The sequence below is a fragment of the Ectobacillus sp. JY-23 genome (genome assembly GCF_023022965.1).
In the GTDB taxonomy this organism is placed as follows: domain Bacteria; phylum Bacillota; class Bacilli; order Bacillales; family Bacillaceae_G; genus Ectobacillus.
In genome coordinates this window covers 1,434,498-1,456,830 of record NZ_CP095462.1, presented here as the reverse complement: position 1 = coordinate 1,456,830, position 22,333 = coordinate 1,434,498, and the positions used below count along the sequence as shown (strand labels likewise).

The window sequence follows — 22,333 nt, the reverse complement described above, 5'->3', positions numbered from 1 at the left end:
GATGTCTATGGAAGTAGGACTTATTTTTCAAATCGCAGGCATCGGTATTATCTTGGCTTTCATTCACACAGTGTTAAAAGAGCTGAAGCGAGAGGATATTGCAAACTGGACCATTCTAGTTGGCTTTGTTGTTATCCTGCTCCACGTTGCAGTATTAATTAATAGCTTGTTCGATAAAATCAAGAGTGTGTTTTTGTTTCAGTAAAGGAGGCGCTACGTATCGAAATTTTACAAATTGTAGGTCTCGGATTAATTGCCACCTTTTTAGCGGCTGTATTAAATCAGCAGAAATCAAGTATTACTTCAATGTTTATCGTGTTTGTTGGTGCAGTGATGTTTTTGTTTTTAATCGATCAAATTGGGGCCATATTGGGCATGATCCAACGCATTGCCAGCGAAGCGAATGTGAATAACGTGTATGTCGAAACGTTGCTGAAAATTATCGGTATTGCTTACATTGCTGAATTCGGTGCGCAAATTACAAAGGATGCAGGGCAGGGAGCGATTGCCTCTAAAATTGAATTAGCTGGTAAAGTTCTCATTCTTGTGATGGCCATCCCCATTTTAACAGTAGTGATTGAAACTATTTTAGGCTTTTTACCAAAGGGAGGATAAACAATGAAGCGAAAAAGAGGTATGCTGTTTCTCTTTTTCTTTCTTTTCTTTTGTTCCGTACCTGTACAAGCCTCCCCGGTGCAACAGAAAATAGCCGATAGTCAGCTAGAGCAAATTGGTGTAACGGAGATTAAGCAGTACTGGGACGAGCTTGTTAGCAAATACGGTGTGTATTTGCCGGAAAGTCAAAAGGGAAGTTTTATGGAGTTTGTTAAGGGAGAGAAACAACTGTCATTAGAAGCGTGGGTTGGTGGGTTTCTTTCTTATTTATTTCATGAGTTAATTGCAAACGGCAAACTGCTTGGTACTTTAATTATGCTAACAATCTTCAGTGCGCTGCTACAATCGCTGCAATCTGCATTTGATAAAAGTAATGTGGGGAAAATTGCTGATGCGGTCGTTTATATGGTGCTGATGATTTTTGCACTTAACAGCTTTTATGTCGTCACAACGTATGCTAAAGAAACGATTCAAATGATGATCGACTTTATTCTGGCATTGCTACCAATTTTATTAGGATTGATTGCTGCAGGCGGCGGTATTGTGTCCGTATCTTTCTTTCACCCGATTATCGTATTTTTGATGAATACGAGTGGTGTGCTTATGAATTATGTTGTACTGCCTCTTTTATTTTTGGCAACCATTTTAAGTATTGTAAGTACAATGAGCGATCAATACAAGGTAACAAAATTGGCGAAGTTGTTTCAAAATGTGAGCGTAGGATTGATAGGAATCTTTTTAACAGTTTTTCTTGGGGTTTTGTCCGTACAAGGAACTGCCACGGCGGTGGCCGATGGTGTTGCGGTGAAGACAGCTAAGTTTGTTACAGGGAATTTTATTCCAGTAGTTGGACGTATGTTTACGGAGGCTGCTGATACTGTTGTGACTGCTTCCGCACTGCTGAAGAATACAGTAGGAATCGCGGGGGTTATCATTCTATTGTTAATTGTTATTTTTCCAGCGATTAAAATCTTTACGATTGCGTTTATTTATAAATTTGCAGCTGCAATTTTACAGCCTGTAGGTAGCGGTTCGATCATCCAATGTTTGGATATTATCGGAAAAAGTATTATTTATGTATTTGCATGTTTGGCGATTGTTTCCCTAATGTTTTTTCTGAGTATCACCATTATCGTCGCAGCTGGTAATGTCACGCTGATGATGCGATAGGAGGGATATCGTGGCCTATATTACAGAGTGGATCCGAACTATTATCGTTTTTTTGCTACTGGCAACCGTACTTCACATGTTGCTTCCAAATTCGGGCTTACAAAAATATGTTAAGTTTGTGGTGAGTTTATTGCTCATCGTACTAATTCTTACACCTATTTTTAAATTACTGCGCACAGATGTACAAGAGGTCATTGCCGGCTTTAACACTTCTGCATCAAAAAAAAATATAGAAAATGTAATAGATCAGAAGAAAAAAGAAATACAAGCTTCACAACGTGCATATATTTTAGAACAGATGGCTGTCCAAATGAAAAAACAGGTCGCAAAAGATCTGGAAGACGAATACGGTGTGCAGGTGGTTGATTTGCGTATTACTGCTGTGAGTGAAGTGAAATCACCAGAAGATATTCAAGAAATCTCAGTCACTTTTAAAGAAGCAGACAGAAAAATATCCGGTACAGTTGAGGCAATTAAGCGCGTTAAAATCGACACAAGCACGCCGCATCAGCAGACAGTCGACAAGCAAGCAACACAAGATATACAACAATTCCTGGCGCAGGAGTGGCAACTAGAGGAAAACAAAATAATAGTACAGGAAGGAGGGAGGGGACATGAACGACAATAAACAAAGCTTTTGGCAAAAGTGGCTACAGCCAAACGAAGAAGAGAAGAAGAGGAAAAAGTTTAATCCAAAGATCATCGTATTGTTACTAATCGCTGGCATTTTACTGATGTTTTCCGGGAGTTTGTTTCAAAGCAAACCGCAGGAAGCGCCTGTATTTCGTACCGATCCAGAAGAGCCTAAAGATGTAGCTGCTTTTGCGCAAAAAAGTACAAGCGGTTCTGCCATTGAAAAATACGAAAAGCAGTATGAAGAAGACTTACAGGCGCTACTGGAAGGGATGCAAGGAGTTAAGGATGTAACAGTAATTGTAAACTTAGACTCTACTGCAGTGAAAGTGCTAGAAAAAGAGCGCATTAACCGCCATCAAAAAACGAATGAAACTGATCGTGACGGTGGGACACGAACCGTTGAAGATGAATCTGTGGAAGAAAGACCAAAGACCATCCGCGTAGGTGACAAGGAAGAACCCATTGTACTTAAGGAAGATAAACCGCCTGTGCGAGGAGTGGCCATTACGGCAAAAGGAGCCGACAACATAGAAGTGAAAAAAGCAATGATTGAAATGGTTACGCGTTACTTAGATGTTCCAAGTCACCGCGTATCTGTAGCACCTAAAAAGAGCTGAGGAGGATTTAAAATGGTAAAAAAGCAAACGATTTGGTTGTTAACAATGCTGAGTTTAGTGGTGGTGCTGTCTGTATATTATGTAATAACGCCAGATGGATCGAAATCTGATATGGTGAGCAAGTCTGTAGAACAGCTAAGAGCTGGTAGTAAAAAAGCGGGTGAAATAGCAGTCAAAACATCTGGTGATGAGCAATTTGCACAGCTACGTTTGGAAATGGAAGATAAGCGCAGCGAAGCCAAAGAGAAATTACAAGAAGTAATTACATCAGTTGGCACTTCTGCAGAAGAAAAGAGCAAGGCAAAAGATCAACTAGAAGCAATTGAAGAAGTTTCTGCGAAAGAAGCTGTGTTAGAGACATTAATTAAATCACAGGGCTATAAAGACGCTTTAGTACGAGCTGACGGAACGGATGTACAAATTACTGTTAAAGCAGATAAGCACTCTAACAAAGAAGCGAACAACATTATCCAGCTTGTCACAAAAGAAATTGGCGCACAAAAAGTTGCAGTGCGTTTTGACCCAGCCAAGTAAATAAGGAAACCGCCCTTCATGGCGGTTTCTTTTTTTTCGACTCTGTTAAAACTCTTCATTACATATCAGCATCAAACTTTAAGGTAGCCCTTTGGTGAGTAGAAAAACGCACAGAACCTTATCAGTTAGTTTCGGATTGGGCGTTTTTCTATAACACAATATCTTTCTCTGTATAACAAGTGATGTGTGCTCATGTGAAAAATAGAGGGCTCTTGTAGCATGCGGGCACTATTCTTTGCTAGATATTCAATCCATACAACGGCAGCCCATACGAAAATCATAGGAACGAATAAAAGCAACCAAATGTTCATGACACACGCTCCTTGATAAGGATTAAACTACAAACAAATCATAGCAGTCTTATATTAATGGTCTGTGAAGGAAATGTTAAAGAATATGGCGAAAAGGATAGTATTACGGTTTTTTATTGATTTCCATAAAATATGATATAATTTATTTTAAAAGTGGTCTTGCCAATTTTATGTTACAGTTGATATTATTACTAGGTAATAATATTTAGCTATATTAACAGAGAAGACATACTAAAAAGTTTGTACGGTTGGAATTTTCAAAAAATTGTCGTAAGATAAAGTAGTAAACAAGCATATGGGAGTGGATGATAATGTTCAAAATTCAAGAAGTCCGTGAACTAATTAAGTTGATTGATAACTCAAACATTGATGAATTTGAATACACGTTAGACGGTGCAACTATTAAGATGAAGAAGCAAATCAGCACTGCGTTAACTTATGAAGCACCTCGTTCCATCATAGTGGAAGAAAAAGCAGCTGCTATGGAATCTACACCTGTTTCTGTACCTGTTTCAGTGCCAGTACAAGAAGCTCCGAAAGCGGCTGTTTCCGAAGAGAATCTCCATAAAATTACTTCGCCCATGGTAGGGACATTTTACGCTTCACCATCTCCGGATGCGTCTGCTTATGTAAAAGTAGGTGACCGCATTTCTGCAGATACAGTCGTATGCATTGTAGAAGCAATGAAACTATTCAATGAAATCGAAGCAGAAGTTGAAGGAGAAATCGTAGAGATCTTAGTGAAAAATGGACAACTTGTAGAATACGGACAGCCTTTATTTTTAGTACGATAATTGACTAAGCACGTAAGAGGGAGTTTTGTCTTATGATTAAAAAGGTATTGATAGCAAACCGAGGTGAGATTGCTGTACGCATTATTCGCGCTTGTAAAGAATTAGGTATTGAGACAGTTGCCATCTATTCTGAAGCTGACCGTGAAGCACTTCATGTACAGCTTGCAGATGAGGCGTATTGTGTAGGACCCACAGCATCTAAAGAAAGCTATTTAAACTTTACAAATATCATTAGTGTAGCAAAATTAACAGGGTGTGATGCCATTCATCCCGGTTACGGCTTCTTGGCTGAAAACGCTGATTTTGCTGAGTTATGTGAAGAATGCAATTTAATTTTTATTGGTCCAAGCCCAGAGGCTATATCTAAAATGGGAACAAAGGATGTAGCGCGCGACACAATGGAGCAGGCGGGTGTTCCAATTGTCCCTGGATCTAAAGGCATCATCAAAAGCATAGAGTCTGCAGTTGAACTTGCATCAAAAATGGGCTATCCTGTTATTATTAAGGCAACGGCCGGCGGTGGCGGAAAAGGAATTCGCGTAGCACGAACCGAGCAAGAGCTTGTAAAAGGTATCCAGATTACACAGCAGGAAGCAAGCACAGCCTTTGGAAACCCTGGCGTGTACATCGAGAAGTACATAGAGGATTTCCGTCACGTTGAAATCCAGGTGATAGCTGATGCGCATGGAAATATCATTCACTTGGGAGAACGCGATTGTACGATTCAGCGACGCCTGCAAAAATTGCTTGAAGAAACACCATCTCCTGCTCTTGATGCAGAGATTCGCGCCCAAATGGGTGAAGCTGCGGTTAAAGCAGCACAAGCAGTAAATTACCGCGGTGCTGGAACAGTTGAGTTTATCTACGAGCATAAGCTAAAGAGATTTTATTTCATGGAAATGAATACAAGAATTCAAGTAGAGCATCCTGTTACTGAAATGGTGACCGGCGTTGACTTAATAAAGGAGCAATTACGTGTGGCAGCCGGAGAACCATTATCTTTGACACAGCAAGATGTCCAATTCCAAGGATGGGCGATTGAATGTCGAATTAATGCGGAGAATCCAGCTAAAAACTTTATGCCATCTGCAGGAAAAGTGCAAATGTACCTTCCGCCGGGAGGATATGGTGTACGTATTGACTCAGCCGTGTATCCTGGGTACGTCATCCCTCCTTACTATGATTCCATGGTTGCAAAGTTAATCACGCATGGAAAGACGCGTGAAGAAGCAATTGCGAAGATGAAGCGAGCGCTAAGTGAATTTGTAATTGAGGGTGTGCACACTACTATTCCATTTCACTTACAGCTCTTAGAGCATCCTGCATTTGTAGAAGGTGACTTTAATACAAAGTTTTTAGAAGAGCATGAGATTATTATGAGATAAACAAAAAGGAGGTTCACACATGACTGAACATATGTTAGATATGGGACAAGAAACAACCCTTGGGAAAGTTGAAATTGCCCCTGAAGTAATTGAAGTAATTGCAGGTATTGCGGCTGCGGAAGTAGAAGGTGTAGCTGCAATGCGCGGTAACTTTGCTACAGGTGTTGTTGAAAAGCTAGGTAAGAAAAATCACGGCAAAGGCGTAAAAGTAGAACTAACAAATGAAGGTATTCTTGTGGACGTATATGTACAAATGTTTTTTGGCGTATCCATACCGACGACTGCACAGAAAATTCAAGACAACATTCGTCAAGCGCTTTTAACGATGACAGGACTTGAATTAAAAGAGATTAACGTTCATGTTGTGGGAGTTACTTTTGAAACGCAAAAAGCAGAGGTAGAGGCTCTGTAAAAAAAAAGACTTGCGCGCAGGCGCAAGTCTTTTTTGTTTGAATACCTTGAAGGTGCGCATTTATTAAGTGAACCAAGAGAATCTTGCCCTCAAGAAGTATCAAATTCAATTCAACATTAGAACCATATGTTCTTCATCAACGTATTGATTTTCTGCGATTTTCAAGGACTTTTTCTCAATGCCGTATGTTTGAAACCCGAATGCTTCATACAAAGCTTTTGCTTTTGCATTTTGTCCGCCGACCATGAGATGAATCTGTTCAAGTTCAGGCAGCTGAGTTGTGATGGTTTCTAGCAACGCAGCAATGAGCTGTTTACCGATACCTCCACCCTGACTGTCTGGATTTACATAAACCCCCCATACGGTCCCTTTGTGTTTCATTTTTTCACCTTGCTCCTGTCTAAACCCAGCAATGCCCACAAGTTGACCTTCTGAGAATGCGCCGAGAACAAAATGATTGTTTTCTGTTGGAAAGCTTTCCATGACCTCTCCGATGGGGCGTTTTACAAATTCATCGTAACTCGCACTAAATGATTCAGGATGCTCACGCAAACCATGCAACCGTAACTCCCAAAAGTCATGAATTTCCTCTGTTGTTAAAATACGAAATTCCATGATGGCCTCCCTTATGATATGATAAGCATTTGTATGATAAAAAGTGATGAGTATGAAACGTTTTAGGATTAGTATTTAAAAGAATTCACCATGTATACGTTTTTTCTAAGTAATGACAGGAATTGAAAACTCATACTTGTTCTTGTCTGAAAAATCCGTACATTTTGTATGGTGACGGGTATTGTAGTTCATATTTTTCGCTTTTATCTAGTAAGAAGAAGTGTATAAAAAGAGGAATTGTGGTATTATCATGATATTGTACAAGAACATACATAACATAATCTGTACAACACGTGATAAATTGCGATACTATAACAAAACATAAATAGAAAACAAAAGGAGAATTACGTATGAAAAGAAGAAAGGCAAGGGAAAAAGCGATGCAGGCTTTGTACCAAATGGATATAACGAGTGACTTGGATGCAATGTCAGCTATAAAAAATACATTAGACGAGCAAGAAAGTAATAATGAATTTTTAGAAGAGCTGGTAACAGGTTGCACTGCGCATAAGGAAGAATTGGATGCTCTTATTGCGCCAAACCTTGATAACTGGAAAATGAATCGCATTGGGATTGTCGATCGCAATATCCTGCGTGTTGCTGTATATGAAATGAAATATATGGAAGATATCCCACACAGTGTTTCTATTAATGAAGCTATTGAAGTAGCAAAGGTATTTGGTGATGAGGAATCTCGCCGCTTTATCAACGGCGTTTTATCCAAAATAAAAGAAACAATTTAACAGATACGGGGGAGTAAGAGATGGCAGCAGAGCTCATTAAAGGAATGGAAATCGCACAAAAAAAACGCAATGAAATTAAAGAAAGAGTAAATGTACTAAAAGGCAAAGGAATTACACCAGGGTTGGCTGTAATTTTAGTCGGTAATAATCCAGCTTCTCGTTCGTATGTAACCGGAAAGGGAAAAGCAAGTGAAGAAGCTGGGATATACTTTGAATTAATTGAAATGCCAGAAACCATTACAGAGGAGCAGCTCTTACAGGAAATCGATCGAATCAACGAGGATCCACGTATTCATGGTCTTCTCGTTCAGCTTCCGCTGCCAAAGCATATTCGCGAAGAAGCTGTTATTGAAAGAATCTCACCGGAAAAAGATGTGGATGGCTTTCATCCAATCAATATCGGTCGCATGATGATAGGGCAAGATACATTTTTACCTTGTACACCGCATGGTATTATTGAATTGGTTAAAGAAAAAAACATTGAAATCAGCGGTAAACATGTTGTTGTTATTGGACGGAGTAATATTGTTGGTAAACCGGTGGGACAACTGTTCTTAAATGAACATGCAACAGTTACGTATTGTCATTCTCGCACGCCAAATGTAAAAGAACTTGCAAAACAAGCTGACATTCTGGTAGTCGCAATCGGTAAGGCTAAATTTGTTACAGCAGATTATGTCAAAGAAGGCGCTGTTGTTATTGATGTCGGTGTAAACCGTTTAGAAACAGGAAAACTTTGCGGAGATGTAGATTTTGATGAAGTAGAACAAGTGGCTGGCTACATTACCCCGGTCCCAAAAGGTGTGGGACCGATGACAATTACAATGTTGCTTCATAACACAGTATTATCAGCAGAACGTACAGTTGCAAACAAATAAGGGAAGAAGACAATGGAAAAACAATATTTAACGGTTACAGCATTAACCCGTTATCTAAAAGCGAAAATGGACCGCGATGTGCACTTGCAGCAAGTTTGGCTAAAGGGAGAAATTTCAAACTTTAAATATCATAGTCGCGGGCATATGTATTTTACCTTAAAAGATGAACAAGCACGAATTTCGGCAGTTATGTTTGCCAACGCGAATCGTAGAATTGCTTTTCGTCCCGAAGACGGAATGAAGGTGCTGGTTAAAGGTCAAATCAGTATATATGAAGCGGGCGGCAACTATCAAATGTATGTACAAGATATGCAAGCTGATGGAGTGGGAAATTTGTATCTCGCTTACGAGCAGTTAAAAGCGCAGTTAGAACGCGAAGGTCTGTTTTCCCAAGTGTATAAAAAAACATTGCCTGCTTATCCACGTACTATTGGTGTCATTACTTCTCCAACCGGCGCCGCAGTACGCGATATTGTAACCACAATTAAAAGGCGATACCCTATTGCTGATATTATGATATTGCCTGCTTTGGTACAAGGAGAGTTTGCTGCAGCTTCTATCGTGCGGGCTATCGAACAAGCAAATTTGCGCAGTGATATCGATGTATTGATTGTAGGTCGGGGTGGTGGCTCTATTGAAGAGTTATGGGCATTTAATGAAGAGCCGGTGGCACGTGCTATTTTTAACAGTCACATTCCACTTATCTCGGCGGTAGGACACGAAACAGATTTTACAATTGCAGATTTTGTAGCGGATTTAAGAGCACCTACACCAACCGCAGCTGCTGAACTTGCCGTTCCGAGTATGGTGGAAATTGAAGAGAGAATTAGGCAACGGAGACTTAGATTGCAGCGCGCATTGCGTGAGGTTGTAAATAGTAAAAAAGAGCAGCTTCAATCATTGCAATCCTCCTACATATTTCGACATCCGAAGCAGTTGTACATACAAAAGGAAGAGCATTTAGATCGCCTGCTCGACCGATTATCACAAGGTGCAATACACTATCAGCAAAAACAGCAGCGCTTGCTTGAGCGTTTACAGCTTCGTTTGCAAGCCGGACATCCTGCGCAAAAGATAGCTGCCTCCAAACAGCAAGCTAATATGCTTCGCAAGCAGATGGAAAGAGAAATGAAGGATATACTATCAGCTCATGAACATACATTTTTAAGAATGGCGGAAAAGCTAGCAGTTTTAAGTCCATTGCAGGTGATGATTCGCGGATATAGCGTGGCCTATAAAGAGCAACGGATTGTAAATAGCGTGAAGCAGCTGGAGCCGGGTGATACAATCTCAGTAAGGCTAACAGATGGAATTGCAGATTGTCATGTATGGGGAATTGAGGAGCGTGAACTGAATGAAAAAACAAATGAACTTTGAAGAAGCCATTGCCGCTCTTGAGCAGATTGTATTGAAGCTTGAACAAGGCGATGTACCACTTGAAGAAGCGATCACCTATTTCAAAGAGGGAATGGAGCTTTCTAAACTCTGTGATGATAAATTAAAGCATGTGGAGCAGCAGATGACGACTATTTTAAGTGAAGACGGTCAACTGCGCCCGTTTCAAGGGGAAGAAGCATGATGACTTTTACCACTTTCGCAAAAGAAAACAAACAGTTTATTGAACATGAGCTTGTAGCTTTTGTTAAGCGATTAGAAAGTCCAGCCATTTTGAAGGAGTCCATGCTGTATTCGTTACAAGCAGGGGGAAAGCGAGTGCGCCCTTTGTTATTGTTCGCAACACTTGAGGCTTTTGGTAAACCAAAGGAGCTAGGAATGGCAACAGCATGTGCATTGGAAATGATCCATACGTACTCTTTGATTCATGATGATCTGCCATGTATGGATGATGACGATTTACGAAGAGGTAAACCAACTAACCACAAGGTGTTTGGAGAAGCGATAGCTACGCTTTCGGGAGATGCTTTACTTACGATGGCGTTTGAGGTTATTGCACGTTACTCGCATAGTGATGTAACACCTGAAGTAAGGCTACGCATCATTTCTGAATTGGCTAATGCTGCTGGTCCAGAGGGGATGGTGGCTGGTCAGGTAGCGGATATGCAAGGAGAAGGACAATCATTGTCTGTTGCTGATTTAGAATATATCCACAAACGTAAAACAGGAAGACTGTTGGAGTTTGCGGTGCTAGCAGGTGCAGTATTGGCAGGAGCGACTGAGAAACAGATTGAAAAATTACTTGCATTTGCTGCAAATCTCGGGTTGGCGTTTCAAATTCGTGATGATATTTTAGATGTAGAGGGAACGGAAGCTGAAATTGGCAAACCGGTGGGCAGTGATATTGGAAACGGAAAGAGTACGTATACAGAGTTACTTTCAATAGAAGGTGCAAAAATAGCTCTGCATGAAACAGCAGAAAAAGCAAGAAACGCTATTGATGACCTGGAATTGAATACAGTCTACTTACACGCGCTTTGTGATCTTGTAGTAAACAGAAACAATTAAAGGGACTTTTGTTGAGCAATATTTCATTTTATGGTATAAATGAAACACAAAGTTTTTTCATTATCATCGGTAAAACTATATAGAAATGGTAGCCGTTATCACTTTGTGTTAGCGGCTATTTTTTCATAACCCTTTGGAAGGGGTTGTACACGCTGTTTAGGTGACTTGTAGGCATCGGTGGAATACAAGAGCGCCTGTTACATGGTGAGGTTTACGGATAAAACTAATTTCGATTATGAGATGAAAGTGAGTGGTCCTGATGGATCTGACGCAAATTCAAAATCCAGGTTTTTTGAAAAAGATGTCAGTTGACGAGCTGGTGGCGCTGAGCGCAGATATACGTGAGTTTTTAATTAAGGAATTGTCTACAACAGGCGGACATATTGCTCCTAATCTTGGTGTTGTCGAGTTGACGATCGCTCTTCATAAAGTATTTAGCAGTCCAGAGGATAAATTCTTATGGGATGTGGGACATCAATCTTATGTACATAAAATTTTAACAGGGCGAGCGAAAGATTTTGGAACACTTCGTCAATATAAAGGGCTTTGTGGATTTCCTAAGCGTTGTGAAAGTGAACATGATGTATGGGAAACGGGTCATAGCTCAACGTCTCTATCCGCCGCTATGGGAATGGCAATTGCTCGTGATTTGAAGAAGACGAAGGAATACATTGTACCCATTATCGGTGACGGTGCTTTAACCGGCGGTATGGCATTAGAGGCGCTAAATCATATTGGTCATGAGAAAACAGATATTACTGTAATTTTAAATGATAATGAGATGTCAATTGCCCCGAACGTAGGAGCATTGCATAATGTTCTGGGGCGTTTGCGTACAGCAGGAAAATACCATTGGGTAAAAGATGAGCTAGAGTACTTGTTGAAAAAAATTCCAGCGGTGGGCGGCAGGGTTGCTGCTACAGCGGAACGTTTGAAAGATAGCTTAAAATATATGCTTGTTTCTGGCGTATTCTTTGAAGAACTTGGTTTTACTTACCTCGGTCCAGTGGATGGTCATGATTTTGAAAGCTTATTGGAAAACCTACATTATGCGAAGAAAACAAAAGGTCCTGTTCTAGTCCATGTAATTACGAAAAAAGGGAAGGGTTATAAACCCGCTGAAAGTGATGTAATTGGTACTTGGCACGGAACAGGTCCTTATAAAATTGAATCGGGGAATTTTGTTGGGCCTGTCAGTGCACCGCCGGCATGGAGTAAGGTAGTAAGTGAAACAGTTCGCAAGCTCGCGAAGGAAGATTCGCGCATTGTAGCTGTTACACCAGCAATGCCAGTAGGTTCTAAATTAGAAAACTTTGCAAAGGAATTTCCAGATCGTATGTTTGATGTGGGAATTGCAGAGCAACACGCGACAACGATGGCGGCAGGCCTTGCAACACAAGGGATGAAGCCGTTTTTGGCAATTTATTCTACGTTCTTGCAACGCGCGTACGACCAGGTGCTACATGATGTATGTCGCCAGAATCTCAATGTATTTTTCGGCATTGACCGTGCTGGATTGGTAGGGGCAGATGGAGAAACTCATCAAGGTGTATTCGACATTGCATTTTTACGCCATATGCCAAACTTGGTCATTATGATGCCTAAGGATGAAAATGAAGGACAGCATATGGTATATACAGCTGTTTCGTACGAAAAAGGTCCGATTGCTTTACGTTATCCGCGCGGTAATGGGTATGGCGTACAAATGGAGGAAGAGCTAAAAGTAATCCCAATCGGTACGTGGGACACCTTACGTGAAGGTGAAGATGCGGCTATTTTAACGTTTGGTACAACAATTCCTATGGCAATGGAAGCAGCGGAAATTCTTGCACAAACCGGGATAGCTGTTAAAGTTGTTAATGCACGCTTTATTAAGCCGATGGATGAGGTATATTTACATGAACTTCTGGGTGCAAATATCCCCATTTTAACAATTGAAGAAGCTTGCCTAGCTGGTGGATTTGGAAGTGCAGTTTTAGAGTTCGCTCAAGAAAAAGGCTATCAAGCGAAAATTGACCGCATGGGAATTCCGGACGTATTTATCGAGCATGGCAGTGTAGATAAATTACTTGAAGAAATCGGTATGACAACAAAAGATACGGTAGAGCGTGTACAAGCGTTGTTGCCGTCAAAAGAAAAAAGGGCGTAATATATGAAAAAAGAACGTATAGATGTTTTGTTGGTAGAACGCGGTCTCGTGGAAACGCGAGAAAAAGCAAAGCGTGCCGTGATGGCTGGACTTGTGTATATGAATGAAGAACGTGTAGACAAACCAGGTGAAAAAGTCCCCTCTGATACAGTAATTACAGTAAAAGGTCAACTTATGCCTTATGTGAGTAGAGGTGGCTATAAATTAGAAAAAGCGCTACAAGAGTTCAATATTCGTTTACAAGATAAGATTATGATTGATATCGGAGCATCTACAGGCGGCTTTACTGATTGTGCGTTACAAAATGGAGCGAAGCTTTCCTATGCACTGGATGTGGGATATAATCAGCTTGCATGGAAGCTTCGACAAGACCCTCGTGTTGTTGTGATGGAACGTACAAATTTTCGGTATGTTACACCAGCAGATTTACAGCAAGGTTTACCAGAATTTGCGAGTATTGATGTATCGTTTATCTCGTTACGGTTGATTTTGCCTGTTTTAAAAACCATGCTTATGCCAGGCGGTGATGTTGCAGCCCTTATTAAGCCGCAATTTGAAGCGGGAAAAGATCAGGTAGGTAAAAAAGGAATTGTTAGGGATGCAAAGGTACATGTTAAGGTTATTGAAGGTATTGTAACATTTGCATTGAATCAAGGATATGATGTGCATCATTTAACGTATTCTCCTATTACAGGAGGAGATGGAAATATTGAATTTTTGGTACATCTTAAGTGGCACGGAAATAAGGAATGTGGGGAAAATTATATGAAGCAAACTTTTACGCAGGTCGTAGAAGAGGCACATCATATGTTAAAACAGGCTAAAGAGGAGTGACGAGTGTTGCTCCTCTTTTTGCAAACGGTCAGTAAAAGACGGTGTCTTGAGAGGTTCCAAAAACAAATATGTACAATCTTTGTGCTATCAGTTAACATTAGGGATGACGGCGGAAAAATTTTTAAGTTTGTGTGAGGTGCAAGTGATGAACAAGGGTCAGCGCCATATTAAGATTAGAGAAATTATTGCGAGCAAAGAAATTGAAACACAAGACGAACTTGTGGATATTTTGCGAAATAGCGGCTTTAACGTGACACAAGCAACAGTGTCGCGAGATATTAAGGAATTACATTTAGTAAAGGTTCCTTTACATGATGGTAGATACAAGTACAGTTTACCAGCGGACCAACGATTTAATCCATTGCAAAAATTAAAGCGCAATTTAGTTGATGCATTTGTAAAGATGGATACAGCTGGTCACATGATTGTGTTAAAAACATTACCTGGAAACGCAAACGCTCTAGGTGCTTTGATAGACTATTTGGAGTGGGATGAAATTTTAGGAACCATTTGTGGAGATGATACATGTTTGATTATTTGTCGTACTCCGGAAGATACGAACGTGGTGTCGGAAAAATTCCTAAATATGTTATGATGTTAATGAGGTGAATAAGCATTGTTATCGGAGTTATCGATTAAAAACTTTGCTATTATAGAAGCATTGAATATTTCATTTGAAAAAGGCCTTACGGTGCTTAGTGGTGAAACGGGGGCAGGTAAGTCCATTATCATTGATGCCATTCATTTGTTGGTTGGAGGAAGAGGCTCTGCAGAATTCGTCCGTTACGAAACAGAGAAGGCTGAAATTGAGGGATTATTTTACCTAGATGATGAACAGCACCCTTGTATAGAGAAGCTACAAGAGTTTGATATTGATGTCTCTGATGGAATGATGATTTTAAAGCGAGATATTTCAGCAACCGGCAAAAGTACTTGTCGAATTAACGGAAAGTTAGTGACGCTAAGTATGTTAAAAGATATCGGTAAAACATTAGTGGATATACATGGGCAGCATGAAACACAGGATCTTATGTCAGAAGATAGACATATGTTCTTATTGGATTCATTTAATAATGATGCTGTATCTAAGCAATTGGAGCGTTATCGCTCGTATTTTGAACAATATGAGCAAACAAAGAGAAAACTGAACTCTCTAACCAACAATGAACAACAAATGGCTCATCGCTTAGATTTAATTCAATTTCAGCTTGAAGAAATTAGAAGAGCGGATTTACAAGTGGGAGAAGATGAAGAGCTCTTGGAAGAGCGTGTGAAGATCTCCAATTTCGAAAAAATTTATAAATCGCTCAGTGATGCATATCGTTCTTTAGCAGGGGATGATTGTGGTTTAGACCATGTTCGTCACGCGATGAATGAGGTAGAAGCTGTTTCTGATTTGGACACTTCATTACAAGGTATTCATGAGAGTGTTGCCAATAGCTACTATTTACTTGAGGACATGACCTATCAGTTACGTGAGAAGCTGGATATGATGGAGTACGATCCCGCTAGGCTGGATTATATTGAAACAAGACTGAACGAAATTCGTACATTAAAGCGTAAATATGGTGAATCCGTCCAAGATATTTTAATGTACGCAGATAAAATAGAAGAAGAAATAGCAACCATTGAAAATAAAGATATACATATTGAAGCGACTCGAAAGCAACTGAAGCAGTTGGAAGAGCAAGCAATGACAGAAGCCATGAAGTTAAGTGATTTGCGACATAGTCTTGCGGTGCATCTAACGGAAGCCATTCATAAAGAGTTGCAGGAATTATATATGGCAAAAACTACTTTCAAAATTATGTTGGACAAGCAATTGGGTGGTGTCGATGATCCTGTGGTAGATGGTGTATCAATACGGTTAACATCAACAGGCTACGATCAAGTGGAGTTTTATATTTCCACCAATCCCGGCGAGCCGCTCAAACCATTATCTAAGGTTGCATCCGGTGGGGAATTATCACGCATTATTTTGGCTCTTAAAAGTATCTTTAGTAAGCATCAAGGCGTTACTTCTGTTATTTTTGATGAAGTAGACACTGGTGTTAGTGGCAGAGTTGCACAAGCCATTGCAGAAAAGATTTATCGGGTTTCCATCGGCTCTCAAGTGTTATGCATCACTCATCTTCCACAAGTTGCTTCAATGGCAGATACGCATTTGTTCATTCGTAAGCAAATTGAAGATAACCGTACAAAAACATCTGTCGCCAAGCTTAAGGACGAAGAAAAGGTGATTGAAATTGCTCGCATGATTTCAGGTGTGGAAATAACAGATGTTACAACACAACATGCGCGCGAATTATTACAGCAAGCACATAATTTAAAAACAGGAGCTATCCAATAATAGGATAGCTTTTTTGCATATCCCAGTTATAAACAGAGCCATACAAGGAGAAATTAAAAGATGAAGCCACTTGGCTGAATGTGGGTAGAAGCGAGGAGAGTGAAAGGATTGAAATTGGAACATATTCGAAAATTAATTGGTGCATTTCTCCTTATCTCGCTTCTTGTAATGGGATTTTGTACGCCCGTTCGAGAATTGATTGCAATTCCGAAGGACGTTGTTTTATTTGAGGGACAACATTCTAAATTGTCAGGTAAGCGTGTATTTGAAGTTATCTCTTCAAATCCTTCTGTTTTTACTGTAGATAGCAAAGAAGCCATGGCTGTAGCTGCCCACGAAAGTGGAGAAGCAGATATGGTATTACAATTGGCTGGTTTTCCTGTTAAAACAGTAAATGTAAAGGTATTGAAAGATTTCAAAGTTCTTCCTGGTGGACAGTCAATAGGTGTTAAATTAAATGCAAAAGGCGTATTGGTGGTAGGTCATCATTTAATTCAAACAGAAACCGGAAAAGTATCGCCTGGTGAAATTGCAGGTATTAAAGTTGGTGATATGATTACAAAGATTAATGGTAAAGAGATTGAGCGAATGAGTGATGTTGCACCTTTTATTCAAAATAGTGGTACAACGGGCGAGGCACTTGATCTTGTTGTTCTTCGTGATTCTAAGTATATTCAAACCAAACTTAAGCCGGTAAAGGATAAAGGTGACTCTTCTTATCGAATCGGATTGTATATCCGAGATTCTGCTGCTGGAATTGGAACAATGACCTTCGTGCATCCTGAATCCATGAAGTATGGGGCTTTGGGGCATGTTATTTCAGACAGTGACACAAAAAAACCGATTGAAGTAGAGGATGGACAAATTATGCGCTCTACTGTAACGTCCATTCAAAAAGGAAGCAATGGAGATCCGGGAGAAAAATTGGCGCGTTTTTCACCAGATCGTGAAGTGATTGGAAACATTACAACCAATAGTCCGTTTGGAATATTCGGTAAATTGGACACTCAAATTCGTAATGGTATAATGGATCGAGCGCTACCAATTGCTTTATCTAGTCAAGTGAAAGAAGGCAAAGCGCAGATTTTAACAGTGGTTGAGGGAGATAAGGTAGAGGCTTTTGATATTGAGGTTGTAAGCAGTGTTCCTCAAAAGGCACCTGCAACAAAAGGTATGGTTGTGAAAATTGTGGACAAACGTTTACTTGAAAAAACAGGTGGCATTGTACAAGGGATGAGCGGAAGTCCTATTATACAAGACGGTAAGCTTATTGGTGCAGTAACCCATGTATTTGTAAACGATCCTACCTCAGGTTATGGTGTTCATATTGAATGGATGCTTCATCAAGCAGGTATCAATATTTATGAGCAGCAAGAACATGGGAGGAAAGCGAGCTGAAATACAGCTCGCTTTTTAGAATTTGTCCTTTCTGAGGTTTCTAAGTACTACTTTTTGTTGTACAATAGAATATAAATGCATATTTTGTTTCATCAATAGAGATAATACAGTTGCGAATGTTGATACGTTTGTGACATTATGATGAATACGAGAGAAAATTGACAAAAAAACGAGTAAAAAGAAGCAAAACAGAGGTTTTTTTGCTTTTTTAGTAAATTAAGTAAAAGTTAAAAGGATATATTAAACAATTGTCGAAAACTACATGTACAAACCAGTGTTTTCGGTTAGGGAGAAGTAAATAGGGGGAGGAAAAGCTGTGGAGAAGATTAAGGTGTGTCTTGCCGACGACAACAAAGAATTAGTATCCATGCTAGAAGGATATGTATCTGCCCAAGATGATATGGAAGTGATTGGTGTTGCGTACAATGGGCAAGAGTGCATTGATTTAATGAAGGAAAAGAACCCGGACGTACTTGTGTTGGACATTATCATGCCCCATCTTGATGGGTTAGCTGTACTCGAGAAGTTGCGCGCGATGGATAAGTTGAAACAACCTAATGTAATTATGTTGACGGCCTTTGGACAAGAGGATGTAACAAAGAAAGCTGTAGATTTAGGTGCTTCCTATTTTGTATTAAAGCCGTTTGATATGGAGAATTTAACAAATCAAATTCGTCAGGTTAGTGGAAAGTCAAATTCCATTATTAAACGTCCACTTCCTGTATTCCGTACAAATCCAGATGGAAAGCCGAAAAATTTGGATGCTAGCATTACGACAATTATCCACGAGATTGGTGTTCCTGCTCATATTAAAGGTTATATGTATTTACGTGAAGCGATTTCAATGGTGTATAATGATATCGAACTTCTTGGATCAATTACGAAGGTTTTATATCCGGATATTGCGAAAAAATATAATACAACTGCAAGTCGAGTGGAGAGAGCCATTCGTCATGCCATCGAGGTGGCATGGAGCCGCGGAAATATTGATTCTATTTCGTCTTTGTTTGGGTATACGGTTTCCATGTCAAAAGCGAAGCCGACAAATTCCGAATTTATTGCCATGGTCGCAGACAAACTAAGACTAGAGCATAAGGCGTCTTGAAAGAGTTAGGCTTGAAACACTGTCTTTAAGGCGGTGTTTTTTGCTTTGTAGTACTAACAGAAGGAGTTATGTACATGATTGTTAAAGAAAACTTAGAAGAAGCACTACACAATTTAAAACAAATGTTACAAGGGAAAGAATATCGTATAATACACAGTGTGCAAGATGAAGGGGATGAAAAAGGATTTTTTGGGAAGATTTACAACCCTTTTGCACCGGAGGAAATATTATACGAAATTGTTGCTTATCATAATATTGAAAACAGCACAGTGCAGTTACAATCGACAGGTATTGCGGAGGCGACCTTTTCATTCTCTGTGCGACGTAAGCAGCAAGGTATTTCTTTGTTAGTGCAATATTTTGAGTTACTGGATTATGATTTTATTGACGCATTGTTTCATGAGATTGTAAAAACAAGTCCTGTATTAAAGGAAATATGGAATGATTGCACGGAACAAGAACGTGAGGACCTAGTTTTATATGTGAAAGATGTTTTGTTATCAGCCGGATTACCTGTGTTAGATATGCCTTCTTTAATGATTGAAGATATGTTACAAGATGTCGGTGTTTTATAGGTTAGGCTCTGTTCCTGCTGGTTGCCCATCCCAATTATCAACATTAAGTTAACGTAGCTATCGGTTAAAAAGCACCTGCAAAAATCTTGTTAACAAGATTTTTGCAGGTGCTTTTTGTTTAGTCGCTTTTTTGTTTTTCAAGCTCAACAAGCTTTTGAATTAGAATATGCTGCGGCATATGCATTAATTGTTCCAATGGTACATTTAATGCTTTTGCTAGCTTAACTGCAGTTTCAGGTGATAATTGCAATGGTCGCATAGCATGGATCCCTCCTTTTTCTAAGTAAAATGTTTAACGTTTGAAGCGAGCCTGCACTTTGTTTCTTTTGCGGTCGCGGTGAAGAATAAAGCCTCCGAATATGTAAATACCAATCGCGAAGCTTGCGGCGCCCGCAAGAAATTGTAAAGGCAGTGAAGGTATGGGAGATAACAAAATGCCAAATACCGTATCCCGCATTAATTTGATGCCAACAATTGCCATAACAACGGGAATAAGAGCGAGTAGTAGTGCGATATAGCGATGCAAGATAAATCCCCCTTTCATTCGTTCCCTGTGTTGCCTGATATAGTGAATTACACTTCTCTTTAACAGCATCTTATATCTATTGTGAATTTGTCAAGTGTATATCAGTAAGGTAAGATAAGAGTATGAAAAAAATTGCATATGTGAGAGGTGTCATGATGAAACGAAAAGTCATGATTGTAGGAGCTGGCGTTGGTGGTACGGCTATTTTAAGGCTTATACATCGTTCGAACGTCGCTGAGGTGATAGCGGTGGTTGATATTAATGCAAATGCAGAGGGAATCCGGTTGGCGAAAGATATAGGGGTTACTACGCATGTGCATTGGTCTGACGTGCCTCAAGCTGATATTGTGTTTGATGCGACAGGTAATCGCAATGTATATGAAGAGCTTGTACAAAGATACGGAGAAGAAGCGTTTGTGGTATCGGGAGCTATGTCTGATATTATTGTGCGTCTCCTCACTGAAAAGAATGACCTTATCAAGCGTTTAGAAGAACAAACTCATCAGCGAGATCTTATTTTCAATTCTGCGCACGATGGCATGATTGTTGTAGACCCAAAAGGAAAAATTCTTCTCTTTAATCATAGTGCAGAGAAGATGATTGGATACAATAAAGCTGAAGTAATCGGCAAGTATATCTTGGAAATTGTGCCAAAGAGCCAGTTGCCGCGTGTTTTGGAAACAAAACAAATTGAAGTGCATCAAGAAGTAGAACTCGAAAATGGCAGACGCATTATTTCAACAAGAATTCCAATCATTGGTGAGAGAGGAGAGCTGCAAGGTGCTTTTTCAGTGTTTACAGACATTACAGAAATTGTGAACTTAGCGGAAGAAGTTACTGACCTTAAAGAAGTCCATACACTGTTGCAAGCGATTATTCAATCGTCGGAAGAAGCGATTTCAGTAGTGGATGAACAAGGTCGTGGTCTCCTTATTAATCCAGCATATACAAGGATGACTGGATTATCGCAGGAGGAAGTTATTGGAAAACCAGCGACGGCGGATATTGCAGAAGGGGAAAGTATGCATATGCGCGTATTAAAGACACGTCGTCCTGTAAGAGGCATTCAGATGAAGGTAGGTCCTAAAAAAAGAGACGTGGTGGTCAATGTTGCGCCTGTTATTGTAGATGGTGTACTTAAGGGAAGTGTGGGAGTGATTCGTGATGTATCTGAAATTCAGAAATTGACCGATGAATTAAGTCGTGCACGGCAGATTATCCGAACTTTGGAGGCGAAGTATTCTTTTGAAGATATTATTGGTGTATCTGAGGGAATCGCTTCGGCTATAGAGCAAGCAAAAATGGGGGCTGATACACCGGCGACTGTACTTTTGCGCGGGGAGTCTGGAACTGGAAAAGAATTGTTCGCTCATGCGATCCATAATGAAAGCAGCCGTAAATATAACAAGTTTATTCGAGTAAATTGTGCTTCTATCTCTGAATCTTTATTGGAAAGTGAATTGTTTGGATATGAAGAGGGTGCTTTCTCAGGAGCAAAGCGCGGAGGCAAACGAGGTTTTTTTGAAGAAGCAAATAATGGAAGTATTTTTCTGGATGAAATTGGGGAGCTTTCTGCCGGTACGCAGGCAAAATTACTACGTGTGTTGCAAGAAAAAGAGATTGTTCGGGTGGGAGGAACAAAAGCGATTCCAATCAATGTACGTGTCATTGCTGCGACAAATGTCAATTTAGAAAAGGCAATTGCAGAAGGGCGTTTTCGTGAAGATTTGTATTATCGCTTGAATAAGATTCCGATTTATATCCCTCCTTTACGGCAGCGCAAAGAAGATATAGAGAGTATAGCGGCGAGGTTAATTCAAAAAATTAATCAAGATTATGGGCGGAATGTAGAAGGATTAACCGCTGATGCAATACGTATACTGCAGAATCATGAATGGCCAGGAAATGTAAGGGAGCTCGAAAATATTTTAGGGAGAGCCATCATATTTATGGCGTCAGGCGAGCAGTATATTGACGTAGTCCACTTACCAACACTCGGAAAAGCTTTACCTGTACCACGTGTTCATGTTGGTTCGGTTTCGGAAGGGTCTTTAGAAGATATGGTAGTGCAGTTTGAGGGAGAAAGAATTGTCGAATGTTTAAAGCGTTGTGGGGGAAACAAAACGAAAACGGCCAAAATGCTCGGTATTTCTGTACGAAATTTATATTACAAGCTTGAAAAATACGATCGCGCAAAAAATAGCATGCAATAAATTGCGTTAT

General features: G+C 39.9%; 26 protein-coding genes. 22 read left to right on the top strand and 4 right to left on the bottom strand.

Going from position 1 to position 22,333, the window contains the following annotated elements; genetic code table 11:
* Position 1: 1 nt before the first annotated feature.
* Genes spoIIIAC through MUG87_RS07550 form a run of 6 tightly spaced genes read left to right on the top strand, consistent with a single transcriptional unit; the run spans position 2 to position 3,572 of the window.
* Positions 2 to 205: a stage III sporulation protein AC gene (gene spoIIIAC, locus MUG87_RS07575; RefSeq protein WP_247086887.1), complete on the top strand. Its 204-nt coding sequence runs from the start codon at positions 2 to 4 to the stop codon at positions 203 to 205.
* Between the two features lie 20 nt (positions 206 to 225).
* Positions 226 to 615: a stage III sporulation protein AD gene (spoIIIAD, locus tag MUG87_RS07570; RefSeq protein WP_247087579.1), complete on the top strand. Its 390-nt coding sequence runs from the start codon at positions 226 to 228 to the stop codon at positions 613 to 615.
* Between the two features lie 3 nt (positions 616 to 618).
* Positions 619 to 1,785: a stage III sporulation protein AE gene (spoIIIAE, locus tag MUG87_RS07565; protein ID WP_247086886.1), complete on the top strand. Its 1,167-nt coding sequence runs from the start codon at positions 619 to 621 to the stop codon at positions 1,783 to 1,785.
* 10 nt (positions 1,786 to 1,795) lie between these two features.
* Positions 1,796 to 2,413 (top strand): stage III sporulation protein AF, encoded by a 618-nt coding sequence (gene spoIIIAF / locus MUG87_RS07560; protein WP_247086885.1) that lies wholly within the window; start codon positions 1,796 to 1,798, stop codon positions 2,411 to 2,413.
* On the top strand, positions 2,400 to 3,038 hold the full coding sequence (spoIIIAG, locus tag MUG87_RS07555) for a stage III sporulation protein AG (protein ID WP_247086884.1): 639 nt from the start codon (positions 2,400 to 2,402) through the stop codon (positions 3,036 to 3,038). Before spoIIIAF ends, spoIIIAG begins: the two co-directional genes overlap by 14 nt.
* Before the next feature lie 12 nt (positions 3,039 to 3,050).
* The gene (locus tag MUG87_RS07550; protein WP_247086883.1) at positions 3,051 to 3,572 is read left to right on the top strand and encodes a SpoIIIAH-like family protein; all 522 of its coding nucleotides are present in this window, start codon (positions 3,051 to 3,053) and stop codon (positions 3,570 to 3,572) included.
* A gap of 125 nt (positions 3,573 to 3,697) precedes the next feature.
* Here the strand turns inward: MUG87_RS07550 and MUG87_RS07545 are convergent, their stop codons facing one another.
* Positions 3,698 to 3,883 carry a hypothetical protein gene (locus tag MUG87_RS07545; protein WP_247086882.1) on the bottom strand — a complete coding sequence of 62 codons (186 nt, stop codon included), beginning with the start codon at positions 3,881 to 3,883 and terminating at the stop codon, positions 3,698 to 3,700.
* A 311-nt stretch (positions 3,884 to 4,194) separates the two neighbouring features.
* On the opposite strand from MUG87_RS07545, the gene accB reads away from it, so the two are divergent.
* Genes accB through MUG87_RS07530 form a run of 3 tightly spaced genes read left to right on the top strand, consistent with a single transcriptional unit; the run spans position 4,195 to position 6,474 of the window.
* Positions 4,195 to 4,677 (top strand): acetyl-CoA carboxylase biotin carboxyl carrier protein, encoded by a 483-nt coding sequence (gene accB, locus MUG87_RS07540; protein WP_247086881.1) that lies wholly within the window; start codon positions 4,195 to 4,197, stop codon positions 4,675 to 4,677.
* 32 nt (positions 4,678 to 4,709) lie between these two features.
* On the top strand, positions 4,710 to 6,062 hold the full coding sequence (gene accC, locus MUG87_RS07535) for an acetyl-CoA carboxylase biotin carboxylase subunit (RefSeq protein WP_247086880.1): 1,353 nt from the start codon (positions 4,710 to 4,712) through the stop codon (positions 6,060 to 6,062).
* Positions 6,063 to 6,081: 19 nt separating this feature from the next.
* Positions 6,082 to 6,474, top strand: a complete 393-nt coding sequence (locus MUG87_RS07530; RefSeq protein ID WP_247086879.1) for an Asp23/Gls24 family envelope stress response protein — start codon at positions 6,082 to 6,084, stop codon at positions 6,472 to 6,474.
* A gap of 105 nt (positions 6,475 to 6,579) precedes the next feature.
* On the opposite strand, the gene MUG87_RS07525 is transcribed toward MUG87_RS07530, so the two are convergent.
* Positions 6,580 to 7,089: a GNAT family N-acetyltransferase gene (locus tag MUG87_RS07525; RefSeq protein ID WP_247086878.1), complete on the bottom strand. Its 510-nt coding sequence runs from the start codon at positions 7,087 to 7,089 to the stop codon at positions 6,580 to 6,582.
* Positions 7,090 to 7,439: 350 nt separating this feature from the next.
* Here MUG87_RS07525 and nusB point away from each other — a divergent pair, with 350 nt between their 5' ends.
* From nusB to MUG87_RS07465, 12 genes are all read left to right on the top strand, one after another.
* Positions 7,440 to 7,832 (top strand): transcription antitermination factor NusB, encoded by a 393-nt coding sequence (nusB, locus tag MUG87_RS07520; RefSeq protein WP_247086877.1) that lies wholly within the window; start codon positions 7,440 to 7,442, stop codon positions 7,830 to 7,832.
* A gap of 20 nt (positions 7,833 to 7,852) precedes the next feature.
* Positions 7,853 to 8,710 carry a bifunctional methylenetetrahydrofolate dehydrogenase/methenyltetrahydrofolate cyclohydrolase FolD gene (gene folD / locus MUG87_RS07515; protein ID WP_247086876.1) on the top strand — a complete coding sequence of 286 codons (858 nt, stop codon included), beginning with the start codon at positions 7,853 to 7,855 and terminating at the stop codon, positions 8,708 to 8,710.
* Between the two features lie 12 nt (positions 8,711 to 8,722).
* Positions 8,723 to 10,087 carry an exodeoxyribonuclease VII large subunit gene (gene xseA, locus MUG87_RS07510; RefSeq protein WP_247086875.1) on the top strand — a complete coding sequence of 455 codons (1,365 nt, stop codon included), beginning with the start codon at positions 8,723 to 8,725 and terminating at the stop codon, positions 10,085 to 10,087.
* Positions 10,065 to 10,289 carry an exodeoxyribonuclease VII small subunit gene (locus MUG87_RS07505; protein WP_247086874.1) on the top strand — a complete coding sequence of 75 codons (225 nt, stop codon included), beginning with the start codon at positions 10,065 to 10,067 and terminating at the stop codon, positions 10,287 to 10,289. The genes xseA and MUG87_RS07505 overlap by 23 nt, the downstream gene beginning before the upstream one ends.
* Positions 10,286 to 11,173 carry a polyprenyl synthetase family protein gene (locus MUG87_RS07500; RefSeq protein WP_247086873.1) on the top strand — a complete coding sequence of 296 codons (888 nt, stop codon included), beginning with the start codon at positions 10,286 to 10,288 and terminating at the stop codon, positions 11,171 to 11,173. The genes MUG87_RS07505 and MUG87_RS07500 overlap by 4 nt, the downstream gene beginning before the upstream one ends.
* A gap of 259 nt (positions 11,174 to 11,432) precedes the next feature.
* Complete coding sequence (gene dxs / locus MUG87_RS07495; RefSeq protein ID WP_247086872.1) at positions 11,433 to 13,322, top strand: 1-deoxy-D-xylulose-5-phosphate synthase; 1,890 nt, start codon at positions 11,433 to 11,435, stop codon at positions 13,320 to 13,322.
* A gap of 3 nt (positions 13,323 to 13,325) precedes the next feature.
* Positions 13,326 to 14,156 (top strand): TlyA family RNA methyltransferase, encoded by an 831-nt coding sequence (locus MUG87_RS07490; protein WP_247086871.1) that lies wholly within the window; start codon positions 13,326 to 13,328, stop codon positions 14,154 to 14,156.
* Between the two features lie 145 nt (positions 14,157 to 14,301).
* On the top strand, positions 14,302 to 14,751 hold the full coding sequence (argR, locus tag MUG87_RS07485) for a transcriptional regulator AhrC/ArgR (protein ID WP_124563555.1): 450 nt from the start codon (positions 14,302 to 14,304) through the stop codon (positions 14,749 to 14,751).
* 21 nt (positions 14,752 to 14,772) lie between these two features.
* Positions 14,773 to 16,506, top strand: a complete 1,734-nt coding sequence (gene recN, locus MUG87_RS07480; protein WP_247086870.1) for a DNA repair protein RecN — start codon at positions 14,773 to 14,775, stop codon at positions 16,504 to 16,506.
* 99 nt (positions 16,507 to 16,605) lie between these two features.
* A complete protein-coding gene (spoIVB, locus tag MUG87_RS07475; protein WP_247086869.1) occupies positions 16,606 to 17,904 on the top strand; it encodes a SpoIVB peptidase in 1,299 nt (432 codons plus the stop codon).
* A 316-nt stretch (positions 17,905 to 18,220) separates the two neighbouring features.
* On the top strand, positions 18,221 to 19,009 hold the full coding sequence (gene spo0A, locus MUG87_RS07470; protein WP_247086868.1) for a sporulation transcription factor Spo0A: 789 nt from the start codon (positions 18,221 to 18,223) through the stop codon (positions 19,007 to 19,009).
* A 74-nt stretch (positions 19,010 to 19,083) separates the two neighbouring features.
* A complete protein-coding gene (locus MUG87_RS07465) occupies positions 19,084 to 19,584 on the top strand; it encodes a hypothetical protein (RefSeq protein ID WP_247086867.1) in 501 nt (166 codons plus the stop codon).
* Positions 19,585 to 19,702: 118 nt separating this feature from the next.
* Here MUG87_RS07465 and MUG87_RS07460 read toward each other — a convergent pair whose 3' ends face one another.
* Together MUG87_RS07460 and MUG87_RS07455 are read right to left on the bottom strand one after the other, a co-directional pair.
* A complete protein-coding gene (locus MUG87_RS07460; RefSeq protein ID WP_247086866.1) occupies positions 19,703 to 19,843 on the bottom strand; it encodes a YycC family protein in 141 nt (46 codons plus the stop codon).
* A gap of 33 nt (positions 19,844 to 19,876) precedes the next feature.
* Positions 19,877 to 20,110, bottom strand: a complete 234-nt coding sequence (locus tag MUG87_RS07455; RefSeq protein WP_247086865.1) for a DUF2627 domain-containing protein — start codon at positions 20,108 to 20,110, stop codon at positions 19,877 to 19,879.
* 155 nt (positions 20,111 to 20,265) lie between these two features.
* Here MUG87_RS07455 and MUG87_RS07450 point away from each other — a divergent pair, with 155 nt between their 5' ends.
* The gene (locus MUG87_RS07450) at positions 20,266 to 22,323 is read left to right on the top strand and encodes a sigma-54 interaction domain-containing protein (protein ID WP_247087576.1); all 2,058 of its coding nucleotides are present in this window, start codon (positions 20,266 to 20,268) and stop codon (positions 22,321 to 22,323) included.
* Positions 22,324 to 22,333: the final 10 nt, after the last annotated feature.